The sequence below is a fragment of the Pseudomonas sp. HLG18 genome (genome assembly GCF_051903985.1).
GTDB classification, from domain to species: domain Bacteria; phylum Pseudomonadota; class Gammaproteobacteria; order Pseudomonadales; family Pseudomonadaceae; genus Aquipseudomonas; species Aquipseudomonas fluorescens_BT.
This window is the reverse complement of the sequence record NZ_CP195831.1, coordinates 761321-777879: the sequence shown is the minus strand read 5'-3', so window position 1 is coordinate 777879 and position 16559 is coordinate 761321. Positions and strand designations below refer to the sequence as shown.

Here is a 16559-nt window from a genome sequence, read left to right as displayed (position 1 = left end):
TTTTGCACATTCTTGATAACGATAAAAGGGAGAACGTGATGAGTCTGGAAACCTGGCTGCTGTTCAGCGGCGCTGCGCTGGTGGTGATCCTGATTCCGGGGCCACTGTCGTTGCTGATGATCAGCAACAGTCTGAATTACGGTCTGCGCCGCTCATACCCGGCCTTCCTGGGTGGCGTAAGCGCGTCGATCTGCCTGCTCAGCGCTTCGGCCCTGGGACTGGGCGCCCTGTTGCTGGCATCGGAAAAACTCTTCAGCGCGCTGAAAATCGTCGGTGCGCTGTATCTGTTCTACCTCGCCTGGCAGAGCTGGCAGCAATCGCGTCAACCATCAGTCGGGGCCCAGGTTCCACACTCAGCGCCGGCTCCGCGCTTTCGCGCACTGTTCGGGCGAGCCTTTGTACTGGGCGCCAGCAATCCAAAAGATATCCTGTTCTTCGCCGCGTTTCTGCCGCAGTTCCTCAGCACCGAACAGCCGTTTGTGCCACAACTGCTGGTGATGATTGTGACCTGGACGCTGCTTGACCTGCTCTGCAAGCTGACCTACGGCCTCGGCGCCCACGGTGCGGCACGCTACCTGCGCAGCGGCAAGGGCCAGAGCTGGTTCAACCGTATCAGTGCCGGATTGTTTGGTGGCGCAGGTGCGGCCTCATTGCTGAGCAGTCACTAAGTTCGTCGAGAACGGGTGATGCCCGGCAACATTTCACCTCACGAATAGATATATGTACCGCACTTCGCAGCGTTGATTCACCGAACATCCGGCCTCTTCTGGCCAGATCAACGTGAATCGACCTTGCGAGTGAAATACCCATGAGCCCCAAACGCCCGATAAAACCCGGTGCATCAACCACCTCCCCCGAAACGCCCTTCAACCTTCCCGACGTCGGGCCTCCGGCACTCCACAGGCTGCCGCTGAACATCGCTCCCCATGGCGAAGAGCGAGTACCTGTCGATCCCCCCGGGACGGCTGTTCAATCATCTTCCTCCCGACCTGTACCTTTGGAGATCGTCGACCTTCCGGCCGAGACCCACATCACCCCTGTCGTGGTCCATGCGCCGATCGAACACTATTTTCTCCCCCCCAATCAGCTATCCAGGCTTCCGGCGCCGAATGCGCTTTCCGGCATTCGGGAACTCGGGACGCAAAGGCATTTCGTGGATCTTCAGGAAGGGGGAACCGTGTTGCTGGGCATTGATGCGGAGAATCATTTCCGGGCCAGATTGAACAGCGACTACAGACCTTCCGGTCCACGAGTCGAACGGGTGGAAGGTACTCTCACCTGGCGCGTGAAACCCATCGACGAGGGCGCCGGCGGCAGCGATTCCAGATTAACGCTCAAGCGGCTGCGAAGCACGGATGATGATCCGCAAGAGGTTGTCGCGCCCAAACGTTCTTCCACCTCGACGGGTAATGAATGGTCCGACCCCTGGAAAAAATGGGATGCGCCACCTCGGGAGACATCCATCGGCGGCATTGAAGTCGATGGCATCCGGTTTCTGCTTGTGCCGCACGGTAGCGACCCGGATCACCCGATCGTTTACATCAAGAATCCGGAACACTGGATGTATGACTTCGACTACATGGAACGCATCCTCGGCACTGACCTGATGCAGCAACCCAGAGGTGCGATCCGTGTTCCGCCCGCCAATCAGTGGGAGGTCGATCCGAACCTGCCCTTTCAACACCCGCTGACGCAGTACATCGCCACTTATTTTCCGCTGTTGTCGTATACCTCGGTGAACAAGGTGGCCAGACATCAATTCGGCCTGGCCAACGATGGGGATATGGCAACCGGCGTGGGTTTGACTCGCCTCAGGCAAACGTTCAACGATTGGAAACGCGGTAACAGCACGCCCCATCCGTCACTGGCCGATCCATTACTGATGCTGCCGACGCTGGCAACATCCAGCGCTATGCCAGGGCTCGGTCGCACCCTGGAATTGCCAACCCTGACCCCGGAAGGCCCTCTGCAGCGGCTTGACTTCGCCCTGACAAGGCAAGAGTGGGATTATTTCAAAGCGACGCAGTCAGGCGTTGACCTCAAGCGGCTCATGGCCAATATCCTGAATCGCCAGGGCTATGATGTTTTCACGCCAACGCCTTCAACTTCCTTTCCAGCCTTGGTATTTCGCCGGGAGAATCATCCCTTTGTCTTTTTCATCAGCCTGCATCGCGTCAGGGGCAAGAAAATTCATCAACCTCTGAATTCCGCTCCTGATGCCAGCGAAGCCCGGTTGAACACCCAGGTCGGATACCCGGCTTTGCAGGAAATGCTCCAGGCGCACGCTGAAAACAGACTGGTGTGGCTCAAGGGTGGCTCTCAGATTCATGCTTCGCAACCGGACAGCATTTTCATCGTCAGGGATGATGAGTCGAGACTCGGAACGCTTGCCGACTTGTAATCCGGGATGCTTTTGGCAAGACGAAAAAAAGCCCGCAGTGTGAGCGGGCGAAAGACCAAAGAAGCTATATGCGCAGTCGCTTCCCGGCAGGGGCAGCTGCTTGGGGGTCAACTGCCCCGATAGGTGGAATAACTGTAAGGCGAGATCAGCAACGGTACGTGGTAGTGATCCTGTTCGGCAGAGATGCCGAACCGCAGCACCACCACGTCCAGGAATGCCGGCTCCGGCAACTGGACGCCACGGGCGCGGTAGTAATCGCCGGCGTGGAACTGAACCTGATAGACACCGGTACGGTAGTCATCGCCTTGCAGTAGCGGCGCATCGACCCGGCCATCGCTGTTGGTAAGCGCACTGGCAACCAATTCCAGGTGCGAACCTTCAACGCGGTACAGCTCGATCTTGATCGAGCTGCCCGGGCAACCGTGTGCAGCGTCCAAAACGTGTGTTGTCAAACGTCCCATTGATTCTGCGCGCCTGCCTGCCTGGAGCAGTCAGACTTCGCGCCTCCCGAAGTCAGTTGAAAAGGAGACCGCACCGTTTCGGAGCACGAAAAGCTGCGGCGAGCGATTGATTAAGACACTTTTCAAAAAAATTGTACACAATAAAAACGACATTTTTCCTTCCACCGCCGCCATCCTTGAATTTCCCGGTGGTTTGCCCTTCAACCTTGCATTCATTGAACCCTCCATCCACTAGCTGACTGGTCAGGCAGGTTTCTTGCAGGTTCACGCCATTAACAGCAAAAGATGACGGCCGGTGAAAAATGCGAAAATTCAGGCTTACAAATTGAGAATAAAGTTGTATACAATCATCCCATCGCTGTGACGCCAGCCTGCCATCCAAACTTCAGGGCGCCACACAATCTGTCAACGAATAAGAAGGAAGACTGCAGTGAGCGCTGACTACCCACGCGACCTGATCGGTTACGGCAGTAACCCTCCTCACCCACACTGGCCGGGCAATGCCCGGATCGCCCTGTCGTTCGTACTCAATTACGAAGAAGGCGGCGAGCGCAACATCCTGCACGGCGACAAAGAATCGGAAGCCTTCCTCTCGGAAATGGTCGCCGCCCAGCCTCTGCAAGGCGCGCGCAACATGAGCATGGAATCGCTTTACGAGTATGGCAGCCGGGCCGGCGTCTGGCGGATTCTGAAACTGTTCAAGGAATTCGACATTCCGCTGACCATCTTCGCCGTGGCCATGGCCGCCCAGCGCCACCCGGACGTGATCCGCGCGATGGTCGAGGCCGGTCACGAGATCTGCAGCCACGGCTACCGCTGGATCGACTACCAGTACATGGACGAAGCGCAGGAACGCGAGCACATGCTCGAAGCGATCCGCATCCTCACCGAACTCACCGGCGAGCGCCCGCTGGGCTGGTACACCGGTCGCACCGGCCCGAACACCCGTCGCCTGGTGATGGAAGAAGGCGGTTTCCTCTACGACTGCGACACCTACGACGACGACCTGCCCTACTGGGAACCGAACAACCCGACCGGCAAGCCGCACCTGGTGATTCCTTACACCCTGGACACCAACGACATGCGCTTCACCCAGGTCCAGGGTTTCAACAAGGGCGACGACTTCTTCGAATACCTCAAAGATGCGTTCGACGTGCTCTACGCCGAAGGCGCCGAAGCACCGAAGATGCTGTCGATCGGCCTGCACTGCCGCCTGATCGGCCGTCCCGCGCGCCTGGCGTCGCTCAAGCGCTTTATCGAATACGCTAAAAGTCATGAGCAGGTGTGGTTCAGCCGCCGCGTCGACATCGCACGTCACTGGCACGAAACCCACCCGTACCAAGGGGCTGCCAAATGAGCACCTTTCAAACCCTGAAACCGTCGACCCTGAGCCGCGACGCCTTCGTCAAAGCCTTCGCCGACATCTACGAACATTCGCCATGGGTGGCCGAGAAGGCCTTCGACCTGGGCCAGGACGCCTCGATCGATCAGATCGAAACCCTGCACCAGCGCATGAGCGACATCCTGTTGAGCGCCGATCACGCCAGTCAGCTGGCACTGATCAACGCTCACCCGGACCTGGCCGGCAAAGCTGCCGTCCAGGGCGAGTTGACCGAAGCCAGCACCCATGAACAGGCTGGCGCCGGTATTCACCAATGCACGGCCGAAGAGTTCCAGCGCTTCACCGAGCTGAACGACGCCTACAAGGCCAAGTTCAAGTTTCCCTTCATCATGGCGGTAAAAGGCAGCAACCGGCATCAGATCCTCGCGGCGTTCGAAACGCGCATTCACAACCCGGTCGACACCGAGTTCAAATGCGCGCTGGCGGAGATCAACAAGATCGCCCTGTTCCGATTACTGACTCTCTAGCAAGCCTGACCCGAGTGCATCAAACGCGGAGAGCACCCAGGGTCTTGCAAGCATCCCAAGCCACTTATTTAAAGGCAGACAAGAAGAATGAAAGCTTACGCCGTACCTTTCGAGAAGTTCGTCAACCTGGCCGATGCCCGTCTGGGCACCAAAATCATCTCGGTCACCGATGACTGGTTCGCAGACGCCAATCGTCTGTTTCAGCCGACCCCGGCCGTGTGGAAGGAGGGCGTGTTCGATGACAACGGCAAGTGGATGGACGGCTGGGAATCGCGCCGCAAGCGCTTCGAGGGCTACGACAGCGCGGTGATTCGCCTGGGCGTACCGGGTTCGATCAAAGGCGTGGACATCGACACTTCATTCTTCACCGGCAACTTCCCGCCATCGGCCTCGCTGGAAGCCTGCTTCCTGGCGTCGGGCGAGCCGGACGAAAACACCCAGTGGACTGAAGTGCTGTCGGCCGTCGAGCTGCAAGGCAACAGCCACCACTACCACGAAATCAACAACGACAAGGCGTTCAGCCACCTGCGCTTCAACATCTACCCGGATGGCGGCGTTGCCCGTCTGCGCGTGTACGGCATTCCGTTCCGCGACTGGTCGGCAGTTGGCGACAACGAGCAAGTCGACCTGGCTGCAGCCCTCAACGGCGGCCGCGCCCTCGCCTGCTCCGACGAACACTTCGGCCGCATGAGCAACATCCTCAACCCGGGCCGTGGCATCAACATGGGCGACGGCTGGGAAACCGCACGTCGTCGCACGCCAGGCAATGACTGGGTGATCGTCGCGCTGGGCCACCCGGGCGAGATCGAGAAAATCATCGTCGACACCCTGCACTTCAAGGGCAACTACCCGGACACCTGCTCGATCCAGGGCGCGTTCGTCAAGGGCGGCACCGACAGCCAGATCGAAACCCAGTCGCTGTTCTGGCGCGAACTGCTGCCGAGCCAGAAGCTGGAAATGCACGCCGAACACACCTTCGTCGAACAGATCAAGGCATTGGGCCCGATCACCCACATCCGTCTGAACGTGTTCCCGGACGGTGGTGTGAGCCGCCTGCGCGTTTTGGGCAAGGTCGCTAAATAAGCGGTGCGCCCTTCGCGAGCAAGCCCGCTCCCACAGGGGAATGCGGTCGAATGTGGGAGCGGGCTTGCTCGCGAAGGCGTCAGAACCAACAACACAGAACTCAACGAAAAGAAGAACAGCATGCGCACACTGACGATTGAACCGCTGACCAAAGAAGCCTTCGCCCCATTCGGTGACGTGATCGAAACCGACGGCAGCGATCACTTCATGATCAACAACGGTTCGACCATGCGCTTCCACAAACTGGCGACGGTCGAAACCGCGACGCCTGAGGACAACGCGATCATCAGCATCTTCCGCGCCGACGCGCAGGACATGCCGCTGACCGTCAGCATGCTGGAACGCCATCCGCTGGGCAGCCAGGCTTTCATTCCGCTGCTCGGCAACCCCTTTCTGATCGTGGTCGCGCCACTTGGCGATGTACCTGTATCAGGCTTGGTCCGCGCCTTCGTCACCAACGGCAGGCAGGGCATCAATTACCATCGCGGCGTCTGGCACCACCCGGTGCTGACGATCGAAAAGCGGGATGACTTCCTGGTGGTTGATCGCAGTGGCACAGGCAATAACTGCGATGAGCATTTTTTCAAAGAGGATGAGCGTTTGATCCTCGCCCCCCACCAATAAGAGAAGGTCTGATCACTCGACAACAAGAGTGACAGGCGAGAGGTAAAGACTGTGGAAGCACATCTGTTGGAATGGCTGAACCTGAGCGTGCGCTGGGTTCACATGATCACTGGCGTGGCCTGGATCGGCGCGTCGTTCTACTTCGTCTGGCTGGAGAACAACCTCAACCGCGTCAACCCGAAAACCGGTCTTGCCGGTGATCTGTGGGCGATCCACGGCGGCGGTATCTATCACCTGGAAAAATACAAACTGGCCCCTCCGTCGATGCCGGAGAACCTGCACTGGTTCAAATGGGAAGCCTATTTCACCTGGATGTCGGGGATCGCGCTCCTTTGCGTGGTGTTCTACTCCAACCCCGTGCTCTACCTTGTGGCACCCGGCAGCGGCCTGACCGGCCCTGAAGGCGTGGCCATCGGTATCGGTTCGCTGATCGCCGGCTGGTTCATCTACGACTTCCTCTGCGATTCGCCCCTCGGCAAGAAACCCGCGCTGCTGGGCTTCATCCTGTTCGTGCTGATCATCGGCGCGGCGTATGGCTTCAGCAAGGTGTTCAGCGGTCGTGGTGCGTACCTGCACGTCGGCGCGATCATCGGCACCATCATGGTCGGCAACGTGTTCCGCATCATCATGCCGGCCCAGCGCGCACTGGTGGCCGCGATTGCCGAGAACCGCACGCCGGATCCGGCGCTGCCGGCCAAAGGCCTGCTGCGTTCGCGTCACAACAACTACTTCACCCTGCCGGTGCTGTTCATCATGATCAGCAACCACTTCCCGAGCACTTACGGCAGCCAGTACAACTGGCTGATCCTGGCCGGGATCGCGGTGCTGGCGGTGTTGGTGCGTCACTACTTCAACACCCGTCACGACAGCCACAAGTTTGCCTGGACCCTGCCGGTGGCAGCGGTGGGCATGATCAGTCTGGCGTACGTCACCGGCCCGGCGCCGATGTCGACCGCTCCGGACGTGGCCAAGGCGCCTGCGAAAATCGAGTACCAGCCGTTGCCGGAAACGGCGCTGGGTGGTGGCGCGAAACCGGCTGAAGCTGCACAACCGGCCGCACCTTCTGCAGCGGCCGCAGCTCCGGCTCAGGCGTCCAACGCCGGTCCTGCGTTCGACAAGGTGCACAACGTGATCCAGGAGCGCTGCGCGGTCTGCCATTCGGCCAAACCGACCAGCCCGCTGTTCAGCGCGGCACCGGCCGGTGTGATGTTCGACACCCCCGAGCAGATCCGCCAGAACGCGGCGCGGATTCAGGCGCAAGCCATCACCACGCAGATCATGCCACTGGGCAACATCACGCAGATGACCCAGCAGGAACGTGATCTGATCGGTGCATGGATCGCCCAGGGAGCCCGGACCAACTAAGCAATAAAAGCATCGCGGGCAAGCCCGCTCCCACAGGGATTCACACAATCCCGTGGGAGCTGGCTTGCCTGCGATTAGCCGCAACGCGGTTTACCTGATGCAAAAGGACAGCTGTGAGCAACCCGGCAGCTGTTCAATCACAAGAATAAAAAAGATCCGAGGTGTTGCATGTCCGAGCTGTCCAAAGCGCGCATCCCCGACGCACCCGCCATTCAGCGTTTGCCCCTTTTGCAACTGATCCTGGTCGGTTTGCAACATGTACTGCTGATGTACGGCGGCGCCATCGCGGTACCGCTGATCATTGGACAGGCCGCTGGCCTGAGTCGTGAAGAAATCGCCTTCCTGATCAACGCCGACCTGCTGGTCGCCGGCATCGCCACCATTGTGCAGTCCCTGGGGATCGGCCCGATGGGCATTCGCATGCCGGTGATGATGGGCGCCAGTTTCGCCGCCGTCGGCAGCATGGTCGCCATGGCCGGCATGCCCGGCATCGGTCTGCAGGGAATCTTCGGCGCCACCATCGCCGCCGGGTTCTTCGGCATGATCATAGCGCCGTTCATGTCCAAAGTTGTGCGCTTCTTCCCGCCCCTGGTGACCGGCACGGTCATCACCTCGATCGGTTTGTCGCTGTTCCCCGTGGCCGTGAACTGGGCCGGTGGCGGCGCTGGCGCCGCTCAATTCGGTTCACCGATTTACCTGGCCATCGCCGCACTGGTGCTGGCCACCATTCTGTTGATCCACCGCTTCATGCGCGGTTTCTGGGTCAATATTTCCGTGCTGATCGGCATGTGCCTGGGTTACGTGCTCTGCGGCGCCATCGGCATGGTCGACCTGAGCGGCATGGCCAGTGCGCCATGGGTTCAGTTCGTCACCCCGCTGCATTTCGGCATGCCGAAGTTCGAACTGGCACCGATCCTGTCGATGTGCCTGGTGGTGGTGATCATCTTTGTCGAGTCCACCGGGATGTTCCTCGCACTGGGCAAGATCACCGGCCAGGAAGTCTGTCCGCGCATGCTGCGCCGGGGCTTGCTGTGTGATGCCGGCGCGTCGTTCTTCGCCGGATTCTTCAACACCTTCACCCACTCCTCCTTCGCGCAGAACATTGGCCTGGTGCAGATGACCGGTGTGCGCTGCCGTTCGGTGACCATCGTCGCCGGCGGTTTGCTGATCGTCCTGAGCCTGCTGCCGAAAGCGGCGTTCCTGGTGGCGTCGATTCCACCGGCAGTACTCGGCGGTGCGGCGATTGCGATGTTCGGCATGGTCGCGGCTACCGGTATCAAGATCCTGCAGGAAGCCGACATTGGTGACCGTCGCAATCAATTGCTGGTAGCCGTGAGCATCGGCATGGGCCTGATCCCGGTAGTGCGTCCGGAGTTCTTCGCCCACCTGCCGTTGTGGATGAGTCCGATCACCCACAGCGGGATCGCCATGGCCACCCTCAGCGCGCTGACGCTGAACCTGTTGTTCAACATTCTCGGCGGCGCCGAACGCGCCGCGATCAACGACTGCCACGCACACCAACATTAACAGCGACACAAAAATCCCCTTGTGGGAGCGGGCTTGCTCGCGAAAGGGTCATGTCAGTCACCATCACCGTGAATGACCCTTCGCTTTCGCGAGCAATCCCGCTCCCACAGGGGTAAGCAACGCCCTGCCTCAAACAATAAAAACAAGAGGGAGCAACAGATGATCCGGACTCAAACCAACGTGTTGTTGAGCGGCGGCCTGCTGGCCGCCTCGCAAGCCATGGCCGGCGATTTATTGCTGTGGCAGACCAACAGCCTGAGCTACCTCTACGGCAAGAACTTCGCGATCAACCCGTCGATCCAGCAGACGGTGACGTTCGAGCACGCCGACAAGTGGAAGTACGGCGACAACTTCCTGTTCGTCGACAAGACCTTCTACAACGGCCAGGAAGACCGCAACAAAGGCCCCCACGCCTTCTACGGCGAATTCAGCCCGCGTCTGTCGTTCGGCAAGATCTTCGACAAGAAGCTGGAGTTCGGCCCGATCAAGGACGTGCTGCTGGCGATGACCTACGAATACGGCGAAGGCGAGAGCGAGGCCTATCTGATCGGCCCCGGTTTCGACCTGAAAGTGCCGGGCTTCAACTATTTCACCCTGAATTTCTACCGCCGCCAGACCGAAGGCCCGCGCCCGGGTGATGGTGTCTGGCAGATCACCCCGGGCTGGTCCTACAGCATTCCCGTGGGCAATTCCGATTTGTTGATCGACGGCTACCTCGACTGGGTGGTCGACAACGACAAGAACTCGCGCGGCACCTATCACGCCAACCTGCACATCAACCCGCAGATCAAATACGACCTGGGCAAAGCCCTCGGCTGGAGCCAGAAGCAGGTGTACGTCGGCACCGAATACAGCTACTGGAAGAACAAATACGGCGTCGAAAGCACCCACCGTTTCGACACCAACCAAAACACCGCCAGCCTGTTGGTGAAGGTGCACTTCTAAAATGACCCGCAACCGTGCCCCCTACCTGTCGTCGGTGCTCTGTTGCGGGGCACTTGAGACCTGGCCGTTGAGTCAGTATTCTCCGCGGCCTCCTGAATTCGGTCTAAAAAAAAGCCCGGATTTAATTCCTGACCAACGAGCCAACTTATCCCGGCCGCAGTCAGTACCGAGGCATCCCGAAAACACGCTCAGTCGACTGTTTTTCAGCAGCCGACGGGCGTTTTTTTGCTTTTCGAAAAGCCTTGGCTCAGCTCTTGCTAACAGCATTAAAGCTGACCGGATGGATGATTTTTTGCAACAACGAAAAAAGGCGCCACACCAGAGCGCCGACTCAAAAAAATAAACGTGGAACACCTACTTTGGGAGCAACCGAATGAAACGTATGAGCACCAGCCTGATGCTTGCGGGAACCATGCTGGCGGGGGGCCAGGCCATGGCCGACGGCCTGCTGCAATGGCAGAACAACAGCCTGACCTACCTCTATGGCAAGGATTTCCAGGTCAACCCGCGCATTCAGCAGACCGTCACCTTCGAACACGCCGATGCCTGGAAGTACGGCGACAACTTCCTGTTCGTCGACAAGATCTTCTACAACGGCAAGGATGACGGCGGTGTCGGCTCGAACACTTACTACGGCGAAATCAGCCCGCGTCTGTCGTTCGGCAAGATATTCGACCAGAAACTGGCTTTCGGTCCGGTCACCGACGTGTTGCTGGCCATGACTTACGAGTTCGGTGAGGGTGATACCGAGTCGTACCTGATCGGTCCAGGCTTTGACCTGGCGATCCCGGGCTTCGACTACTTCCAGCTGAACTTCTATCAGCGCCACACCGAAGGCTCCCGCGCCGGAGACAACGTCTGGCAGATCACCCCGGTCTGGTCCTATACGATTCCGGTCGGCGACTCGAACATCCTGATCGACGGGTTCATGGACTGGGTGGTCGACAACGACTCCAACTCCAAAGGCGATTACCACGCCAACCTGCACTTCAACCCACAGGTCAAATACGACCTGGGCAAGGCGCTGAGCATTGGCGAGAAGCAGTTGTATGTGGGTGTTGAGTACGACTACTGGTCGGACAAGTACGGGATCAAGGACAGCCAGTATTTCAAGACCGATCAGAGCACCACGAGCTTCCTGGTGAAGTTCCACTTCTGATCCTGGTGTCAATGGCGTCTGAAGGGACGCCTTCGCGAGCAAGCCCGCTCCCACATTGGTTTGTGAACGACACAAAACCAATGTGGGAGCGGGCTTGCTCGCGAATGGGCGGCACCACAAATCTCAAGCGGGAGCCAACGCCGCGGTTATCCCCAAAAACCGGCACAGCTCATCGCGCTTGGCCAAGGCATCGCGTCGCCCAAGGTCGATCAGTTCGCTGCAATACCCGGCCTCGAACAGCAAGTAACTCAATACCCCTGCCCCACTGGTCTTGGTCGCACCCGGACCGCGCAAGAACAGCCGCAACGCCGCTGGCAGCTCCTGTCGATGCCGCGCCGCGATTTCATCGATCGGCTGGCTCGGCGAAATCACCAGCACGTCCACCGGCGCTACGCCCAGCGCGCGGGTCGGCGTTCCGTCAGGCATCAGGTGACTGAACTGGTTCAGACGCTGAAGCAGCTCGATATCGCTTTCCAGGCTGTCAATGAAGGTGCTGTTGAGCATGTGCCCGCCGATCTGCGCCAGTGTCGGCTGCTTTCCCGTGTAAGTGCGCTCAAGCGGATGTGCCGGATCGAACCCCCGAGGGTTGCCGCTGACGCCCACCACCAGCACCCGGCTCGCACCCAGATGCAGTGCCGGGCTGATCGGCGCCGATTGCCGCACCGCGCCATCGCCGAAATATTCATCGCCAATCTTCACTGGCGCGAACAACAGCGGGATCGCCGAACTGGCCAGCAAGTGTTCCACCGACAACTGCGTCGGCACACCGATGCGCCGGTGACGCAGCCAGGAATCGATGGTCCCGCCGCCCTGATAGAAGGTCACCGCCTGCCCCGACTCGTAGCCGAACGCTGTTACCGCCACCGCGTGCAATTGCTTGCGCGCGATGGACTCGGCGATGCCGGGCATGTGCAGTTTTTCATTGAGCAGATGGCGCAGCGGCGAACTGTTGAGCAGTGCTACCGGCACTTGCCTGCCCATGCCCAACAGGCTGTGGCTGACAAAACGACTGGCCTGGTGGATCACCCCCGGCCAGTCGCTGCGCAACACGCGATGGCTGCGAAAGCCTTGCCAGAACAGCGTCAGACGCTCGATGGCCGCGCGAAAATCGGTCGCACCGCTGGCCAGGCTGACCGCGTTGATCGCCCCGGCCGATGTGCCGACGATCACCGGGAACGGATTGTCCGCGCCCAGCGGCAGCAGTTCGGCAATTGCCGCCAGCACCCCCACCTGATACGCCGCCCGAGCCCCGCCGCCGGAAAGAATCAAACCTGTGACCGGTTCAGCTGGGCTCATCGCAACGCTCCGTGGTGCTTATGGGATGGGGTGAATCAACGACGTTTGGCGTACAGCTTCGGCTCGCCCGGCGGACGGCTCTTGAAACGCCGGTGCGCCCACAGGTATTGCTCCGGGCAATCGCGTAGCACACCTTCCACCCACTGGTTGATGCGGATGCAGTCGGCTTCTTCGGTTTCGCCCGGAAACCCTTCCAGCGGCGGATGGATCACCAGACGATAGCCGCTGCCGTCCGCCAGACGCTCCTGGGTGAACGGCACCACCAGGGCCTTGCCCAGCCGGGCGAACTTGCTGGTGGCGGTGACGGTTGCGGCCTGAATGCCGAACAACGGCACGAAGATGCTTTGCTTGGCGCCGTAGTCCTGATCCGGCGCGTACCAGATCGCACGCCCGGAACGCAGCAGCTTGAGCATGCCGCGGACATCGTCGCGCTCCACCGCCAGCGAATCGAGATTGTGCCGCTCGCGGCCCTGACGCTGAACGAAGTCGAACAACGGGTTCTTGTGCTCGCGGTACATACCATCGATGGTGTGCTGCTGGCCGAGCAGCGCCGCGCCGATTTCCAGTGTCGTGAAATGCACTGCCATCAAAATCACGCCCTTGCCTTCGCGCTGGGCCTTTTGCAGGTGCTCGAGGCCTTCGACATGGGCCAGTTTCGCCAGACGCTGACGGGACCACCACCAGCTCATCGCCATTTCAAAGAACGCGATGCCGGTGGAGGCGAAGTTTTCCTTGAGCAGGCGTTTGCGCTCGGCGGCGGATTTTTCCGGGAAACACAGTTCCAGATTGCGCTTGGCGATACGCCGCCGGTCGCTTGCGAAGCGATACATCAGGGCACCGAGAAAACGACCGATGGCCAGCAATGCCGGATAGGGCAACTGCACCGTCAGCCACAACAGCCCCAGGCCGCACCAGAGCGGCCAGAAGCGAGGAGCAAGAAATGCTTTTCGAAAACGCGGGCGATCCATTAAAGCTTCCGTAAATAAGTGGCCGCGCATTCTACATCGTTCAGCCCGGCTTGCGGCTGGCGGGCGTTCTCGTTATAAGTCTCGGCACTTTTAGTGACAAGCCGTTGTATGCCGACATGAGCCAAAACGAATCGCCAGACCAAGATCCCGTGTTCCAGCTGAAGGGCAGCATGCTCGCCATTACCGTGCTGGAATTGGCCCGCAACGACCTCGACAGCCTCGATCGGCAACTGGCCGCCAAAGTCGCCCAGGCACCGAATTTCTTCAGCAACGCGCCGCTGGTTCTGGCGCTGGACAAACTGCCGCCAAGTGAAGGCGCTGTCGACCTGCCGGGACTGATGCGCGTGTGCCGCCAGCACGGCCTGCGCACCCTGGCGATCCGCGCCAGCCGCATCGAAGACATCGCCGCCGCCATCGCCATCGACATCCCGGTACTGCCGCCGTCCGGCGCCCGTGAGCGACCGCTGGAAACCGCTGAGCCTGTTGCTCCGAAGAAGCCGGAAAAGCCGCCGGAGCCGACCGTCAAACCGACCCGCGTCATCACCACGCCAGTACGTGGTGGCCAACAGATCTATGCCCAGGGTGGCGATCTGGTGGTGGTGTCGTCGGTCAGCCCGGGGGCGGAACTTCTCGCCGATGGCAACATCCATGTATACGGCCCGATGCGCGGTCGTGCGCTGGCCGGGGTCAAGGGCGACACCAAGGCGCGGATTTTCTGTCAGCAATTGAGCGCTGAACTGATCTCCATCGCAGGCCATTACAAGGTTTCCGAGGACCTGCGTCGCGATCCGATGTGGGGTTCGGGTGTACAGGTCAGCCTGTCGGGCGACGTGTTGAACATCATTCGGCTTTAACGGATACTGCCGCATTTTCCAAGCATCTCTAAAACGTAGCGAAAACGGCTCAAACGAAGTAGGAAAAAGGCCAAAAGCCGAATTCCAGCCAAGGCTGTCCGACTGCAGTAGTTTTCAAGAGATGTTTTTCAGGGGCTGAACAGTCCTTCTTCCTTAGGGGTGAAACACCTTGGCCAAGATTCTCGTGGTTACATCCGGCAAGGGTGGTGTGGGTAAGACCACCACCAGCGCCGCTATCGGTACCGGCCTCGCTCTGCGCGGCCACAAAACAGTGATCGTCGACTTCGACGTGGGCTTGCGAAACCTCGACCTGATCATGGGTTGCGAGCGCCGCGTGGTGTATGACTTCGTCAACGTGGTCAACGGCGAAGCCAACCTGCAGCAGGCCCTGATCAAAGACAAGCGCCTGGAAAACCTCTATGTGCTGGCCGCCAGCCAGACCCGCGACAAAGACGCGCTGACCGTCGAAGGCGTGGAAAAAGTCCTGATGGAGCTCAAGGAACAATTCGAGTTCGTGGTCTGCGACTCCCCGGCGGGCATCGAGAAAGGCGCCCACCTGGCCATGTACTTCGCTGACGAAGCGATCGTCGTGACCAACCCGGAAGTGTCTTCGGTACGTGACTCGGACCGCATGCTCGGCCTGCTGGCCAGCAAATCCCGTCGCGCCGAACGTGGCGAAGACCCGATCAAGGAACACCTGCTGATCACCCGCTACCACCCGGAGCGCGTTGAAAAGGGCGAAATGCTCGGCGTCGAAGACGTCAAGGAAATCCTCTCGGTGACCCTGCTGGGCGTGATCCCGGAATCCCAGGCGGTGCTCAAGGCTTCCAACCAGGGCGTCCCGGTCATCCTCGACGACCAGAGCGATGCCGGCCAGGCCTACAGCGATACCGTCGACCGCCTGCTGGGCAAAGACAAAGCACACCGGTTCCTCGATGTCGAGAAGAAGGGATTCTTCGAGCGCCTGTTTGGAGGTAGGTAATGAACCTTTTTGACTTCTTTCGTGCCAACAAAAAGCCAAGCACTGCCTCGGTAGCGAAAGAGCGTCTACAGATCATCGTGGCGCATGAGCGCGGCCAGCGCAGCACGCCGGATTACCTGCCAGCCTTGCAGAAGGAACTGGTGGACGTGATCCGCAAGTACGTCAACATCGGCAACGACGACGTACATGTTGCACTGGAAAGCCAGGGCAGTTGCTCGATTCTGGAACTCAACATCACCCTGCCAGATCGCTGAGTCGATCCGGCAGGAACGACGGCGGCTCAGGGCCCTTCCGACACCGGAAGGGCCCTGAGCCGCCGTTGGCATTTGTTACGAGGCTGTTTTAATGCCGCTGTCCAACATCCGCATCATCCATCAGGACGCCGCCGTGCTGGTGGTCGACAAACCGACCCTGCTGCTCTCGGTGCCCGGCCGCGCCGACGACAACAAGGATTGCCTGATCACCCGCCTGCAGGAAAATGGCTACCCCGAAGCGCGTATCGTCCATCGCCTGGACTGGGAAACGTCGGGCATCATCCTGCTGGCCCGCGACGCGGACACCCACCGCGAACTGTCGCGGCAGTTTCACGACCGCGAAACCGAAAAGGCCTACACCGCCCTGGCCTGGGGTCAGCCGGAACTGGACAGTGGCAGCATCGATCTGCCGTTGCGCTATGACCCGCCGACCAAACCGCGCCACGTGGTCGATCACGAACATGGCAAACACGCCCTGACCTTCTGGCGCGTGCTGGAGCGTTGCGGCGACTGGTGCCGCGTCGAACTGACGCCAATCACCGGCCGTTCGCACCAGTTGCGCGTGCACATGCTGTCCATCGGTCATCCACTGCTCGGCGACGGGCTCTACGCTCACCCCCAAGCCCTCGCGGCCTGGCCACGCCTGTGCCTGCACGCCAGCATGCTCAGCTTCACCCACCCACAGTCCGGCGAACGCTTGCGCTTCGAATGCCCGGCTCCGTTTTAAGCACTGCCTGACTGGCAGTCGCCTGTTTTAAAGGATTTTGTTCC

The 16559-nt window shown here is 59.9% G+C and carries 18 protein-coding genes; 15 read left to right on the top strand and 3 right to left on the bottom strand.

Translation table 11 applies throughout. The annotated features are described in order from the left end of the window. The first annotated feature begins 38 nt into the window (after window positions 1-38). Window positions 39-668, top strand: a complete 630-nt coding sequence (locus ACSPX5_RS03710; protein ID WP_169429518.1) for a LysE family translocator — start codon at window positions 39-41, stop codon at window positions 666-668. 140 nt (window positions 669-808) lie between these two features. After that, window positions 809-2401: a hypothetical protein gene (locus tag ACSPX5_RS03705; RefSeq protein ID WP_439820963.1), complete on the top strand. Its 1593-nt coding sequence runs from the start codon at window positions 809-811 to the stop codon at window positions 2399-2401. Window positions 2402-2508: 107 nt separating this feature from the next. On the opposite strand, the gene uraH is transcribed toward ACSPX5_RS03705, so the two are convergent. After that, entirely contained in the window at window positions 2509-2862 is a 354-nt protein-coding gene (gene uraH, locus ACSPX5_RS03700) for a hydroxyisourate hydrolase (protein ID WP_169429516.1), read from the bottom strand. A 430-nt stretch (window positions 2863-3292) separates the two neighbouring features. Between uraH and puuE the strand changes: the two genes are divergently transcribed. The 9 genes from puuE to ACSPX5_RS03655 all read left to right on the top strand — a co-directional run bounded on the left by puuE (window position 3293) and on the right by ACSPX5_RS03655 (window position 11434). Continuing rightward, complete coding sequence (puuE, locus tag ACSPX5_RS03695; protein WP_039769896.1) at window positions 3293-4219, top strand: allantoinase PuuE; 927 nt, start codon at window positions 3293-3295, stop codon at window positions 4217-4219. Beyond that, entirely contained in the window at window positions 4216-4731 is a 516-nt protein-coding gene (gene uraD, locus ACSPX5_RS03690; RefSeq protein WP_039769895.1) for a 2-oxo-4-hydroxy-4-carboxy-5-ureidoimidazoline decarboxylase, read from the top strand. The genes puuE and uraD overlap by 4 nt, the downstream gene beginning before the upstream one ends. 87 nt (window positions 4732-4818) lie before the next feature. Then, entirely contained in the window at window positions 4819-5814 is a 996-nt protein-coding gene (alc, locus tag ACSPX5_RS03685; RefSeq protein ID WP_169429515.1) for an allantoicase, read from the top strand. Window positions 5815-5934: 120 nt separating this feature from the next. Then, window positions 5935-6438, top strand: coding sequence for an ureidoglycolate lyase (locus tag ACSPX5_RS03680; RefSeq protein ID WP_027613342.1), 504 nt, complete (start codon window positions 5935-5937; stop codon window positions 6436-6438). 51 nt (window positions 6439-6489) lie between these two features. After that, a complete protein-coding gene (locus tag ACSPX5_RS03675; protein WP_323162092.1) occupies window positions 6490-7803 on the top strand; it encodes a urate hydroxylase PuuD in 1314 nt (437 codons plus the stop codon). 168 nt (window positions 7804-7971) lie between these two features. After that, window positions 7972-9330, top strand: coding sequence for a nucleobase:cation symporter-2 family protein (locus ACSPX5_RS03670; RefSeq protein WP_207867734.1), 1359 nt, complete (start codon window positions 7972-7974; stop codon window positions 9328-9330). Window positions 9331-9489: 159 nt separating this feature from the next. Further along, complete coding sequence (locus tag ACSPX5_RS03665; protein ID WP_439820962.1) at window positions 9490-10275, top strand: outer membrane protein OmpK; 786 nt, start codon at window positions 9490-9492, stop codon at window positions 10273-10275. A 1-nt stretch (window position 10276) separates the two neighbouring features. Then, window positions 10277-10618, top strand: a complete 342-nt coding sequence (locus ACSPX5_RS03660; RefSeq protein WP_439820961.1) for a hypothetical protein — start codon at window positions 10277-10279, stop codon at window positions 10616-10618. A gap of 30 nt (window positions 10619-10648) precedes the next feature. Next, on the top strand, window positions 10649-11434 hold the full coding sequence (locus tag ACSPX5_RS03655) for an outer membrane protein OmpK (RefSeq protein ID WP_169429510.1): 786 nt from the start codon (window positions 10649-10651) through the stop codon (window positions 11432-11434). A 123-nt stretch (window positions 11435-11557) separates the two neighbouring features. On the opposite strand, the gene ACSPX5_RS03650 is transcribed toward ACSPX5_RS03655, so the two are convergent. Beyond that, window positions 11558-12730, bottom strand: coding sequence for a patatin-like phospholipase family protein (locus ACSPX5_RS03650; RefSeq protein WP_169429509.1), 1173 nt, complete (start codon window positions 12728-12730; stop codon window positions 11558-11560). 35 nt (window positions 12731-12765) lie between these two features. Next, window positions 12766-13698, bottom strand: a complete 933-nt coding sequence (locus ACSPX5_RS03645; RefSeq protein WP_169429508.1) for a lipid A biosynthesis lauroyl acyltransferase — start codon at window positions 13696-13698, stop codon at window positions 12766-12768. A 116-nt stretch (window positions 13699-13814) separates the two neighbouring features. Between ACSPX5_RS03645 and minC the strand changes: the two genes are divergently transcribed. From minC to ACSPX5_RS03625, 4 genes are all read left to right on the top strand, one after another. Continuing rightward, entirely contained in the window at window positions 13815-14552 is a 738-nt protein-coding gene (gene minC / locus ACSPX5_RS03640; RefSeq protein ID WP_207867731.1) for a septum site-determining protein MinC, read from the top strand. A 169-nt stretch (window positions 14553-14721) separates the two neighbouring features. Beyond that, a complete protein-coding gene (minD, locus tag ACSPX5_RS03635) occupies window positions 14722-15534 on the top strand; it encodes a septum site-determining protein MinD (protein ID WP_096822931.1) in 813 nt (270 codons plus the stop codon). Beyond that, window positions 15534-15788, top strand: coding sequence for a cell division topological specificity factor MinE (gene minE / locus ACSPX5_RS03630; protein ID WP_003223146.1), 255 nt, complete (start codon window positions 15534-15536; stop codon window positions 15786-15788). The genes minD and minE overlap by 1 nt, the downstream gene beginning before the upstream one ends. Window positions 15789-15879: 91 nt before the next feature. Continuing rightward, on the top strand, window positions 15880-16515 hold the full coding sequence (locus ACSPX5_RS03625) for an RluA family pseudouridine synthase (protein WP_169429506.1): 636 nt from the start codon (window positions 15880-15882) through the stop codon (window positions 16513-16515). Window positions 16516-16559 lie beyond the last annotated feature (44 nt).

What these genes read in the sequence shown, in the direction of transcription:
- minC (WP_207867731.1), top strand. Translation starts at nt 13,815, where the DNA reads ATGAGCCAAAACGAATCGCCAGACCAAGATCCCGTGTTCCAGCTGAAG.
- uraD (WP_039769895.1), top strand. Translation starts at nt 4,216, where the DNA reads ATGAGCACCTTTCAAACCCTGAAACCGTCGACCCTGAGCCGCGACGCC.
- minE (WP_003223146.1), top strand. Translation starts at nt 15,534, where the DNA reads ATGAACCTTTTTGACTTCTTTCGTGCCAACAAAAAGCCAAGCACTGCC.
- ACSPX5_RS03670 (WP_207867734.1), top strand. Translation starts at nt 7,972, where the DNA reads ATGTCCGAGCTGTCCAAAGCGCGCATCCCCGACGCACCCGCCATTCAG.
- ACSPX5_RS03710 (WP_169429518.1), top strand. Translation starts at nt 39, where the DNA reads ATGAGTCTGGAAACCTGGCTGCTGTTCAGCGGCGCTGCGCTGGTGGTG.
- ACSPX5_RS03705 (WP_439820963.1), top strand. Translation starts at nt 809, where the DNA reads ATGAGCCCCAAACGCCCGATAAAACCCGGTGCATCAACCACCTCCCCC.
- ACSPX5_RS03645 (WP_169429508.1), bottom strand. Translation starts at nt 13,698, where the DNA reads ATGGATCGCCCGCGTTTTCGAAAAGCATTTCTTGCTCCTCGCTTCTGG.
- uraH (WP_169429516.1), bottom strand. Translation starts at nt 2,862, where the DNA reads ATGGGACGTTTGACAACACACGTTTTGGACGCTGCACACGGTTGCCCG.
- ACSPX5_RS03680 (WP_027613342.1), top strand. Translation starts at nt 5,935, where the DNA reads ATGCGCACACTGACGATTGAACCGCTGACCAAAGAAGCCTTCGCCCCA.
- ACSPX5_RS03665 (WP_439820962.1), top strand. Translation starts at nt 9,490, where the DNA reads ATGATCCGGACTCAAACCAACGTGTTGTTGAGCGGCGGCCTGCTGGCC.
- ACSPX5_RS03655 (WP_169429510.1), top strand. Translation starts at nt 10,649, where the DNA reads ATGAAACGTATGAGCACCAGCCTGATGCTTGCGGGAACCATGCTGGCG.
- ACSPX5_RS03660 (WP_439820961.1), top strand. Translation starts at nt 10,277, where the DNA reads ATGACCCGCAACCGTGCCCCCTACCTGTCGTCGGTGCTCTGTTGCGGG.
- ACSPX5_RS03650 (WP_169429509.1), bottom strand. Translation starts at nt 12,730, where the DNA reads ATGAGCCCAGCTGAACCGGTCACAGGTTTGATTCTTTCCGGCGGCGGG.
- ACSPX5_RS03625 (WP_169429506.1), top strand. Translation starts at nt 15,880, where the DNA reads ATGCCGCTGTCCAACATCCGCATCATCCATCAGGACGCCGCCGTGCTG.
- alc (WP_169429515.1), top strand. Translation starts at nt 4,819, where the DNA reads ATGAAAGCTTACGCCGTACCTTTCGAGAAGTTCGTCAACCTGGCCGAT.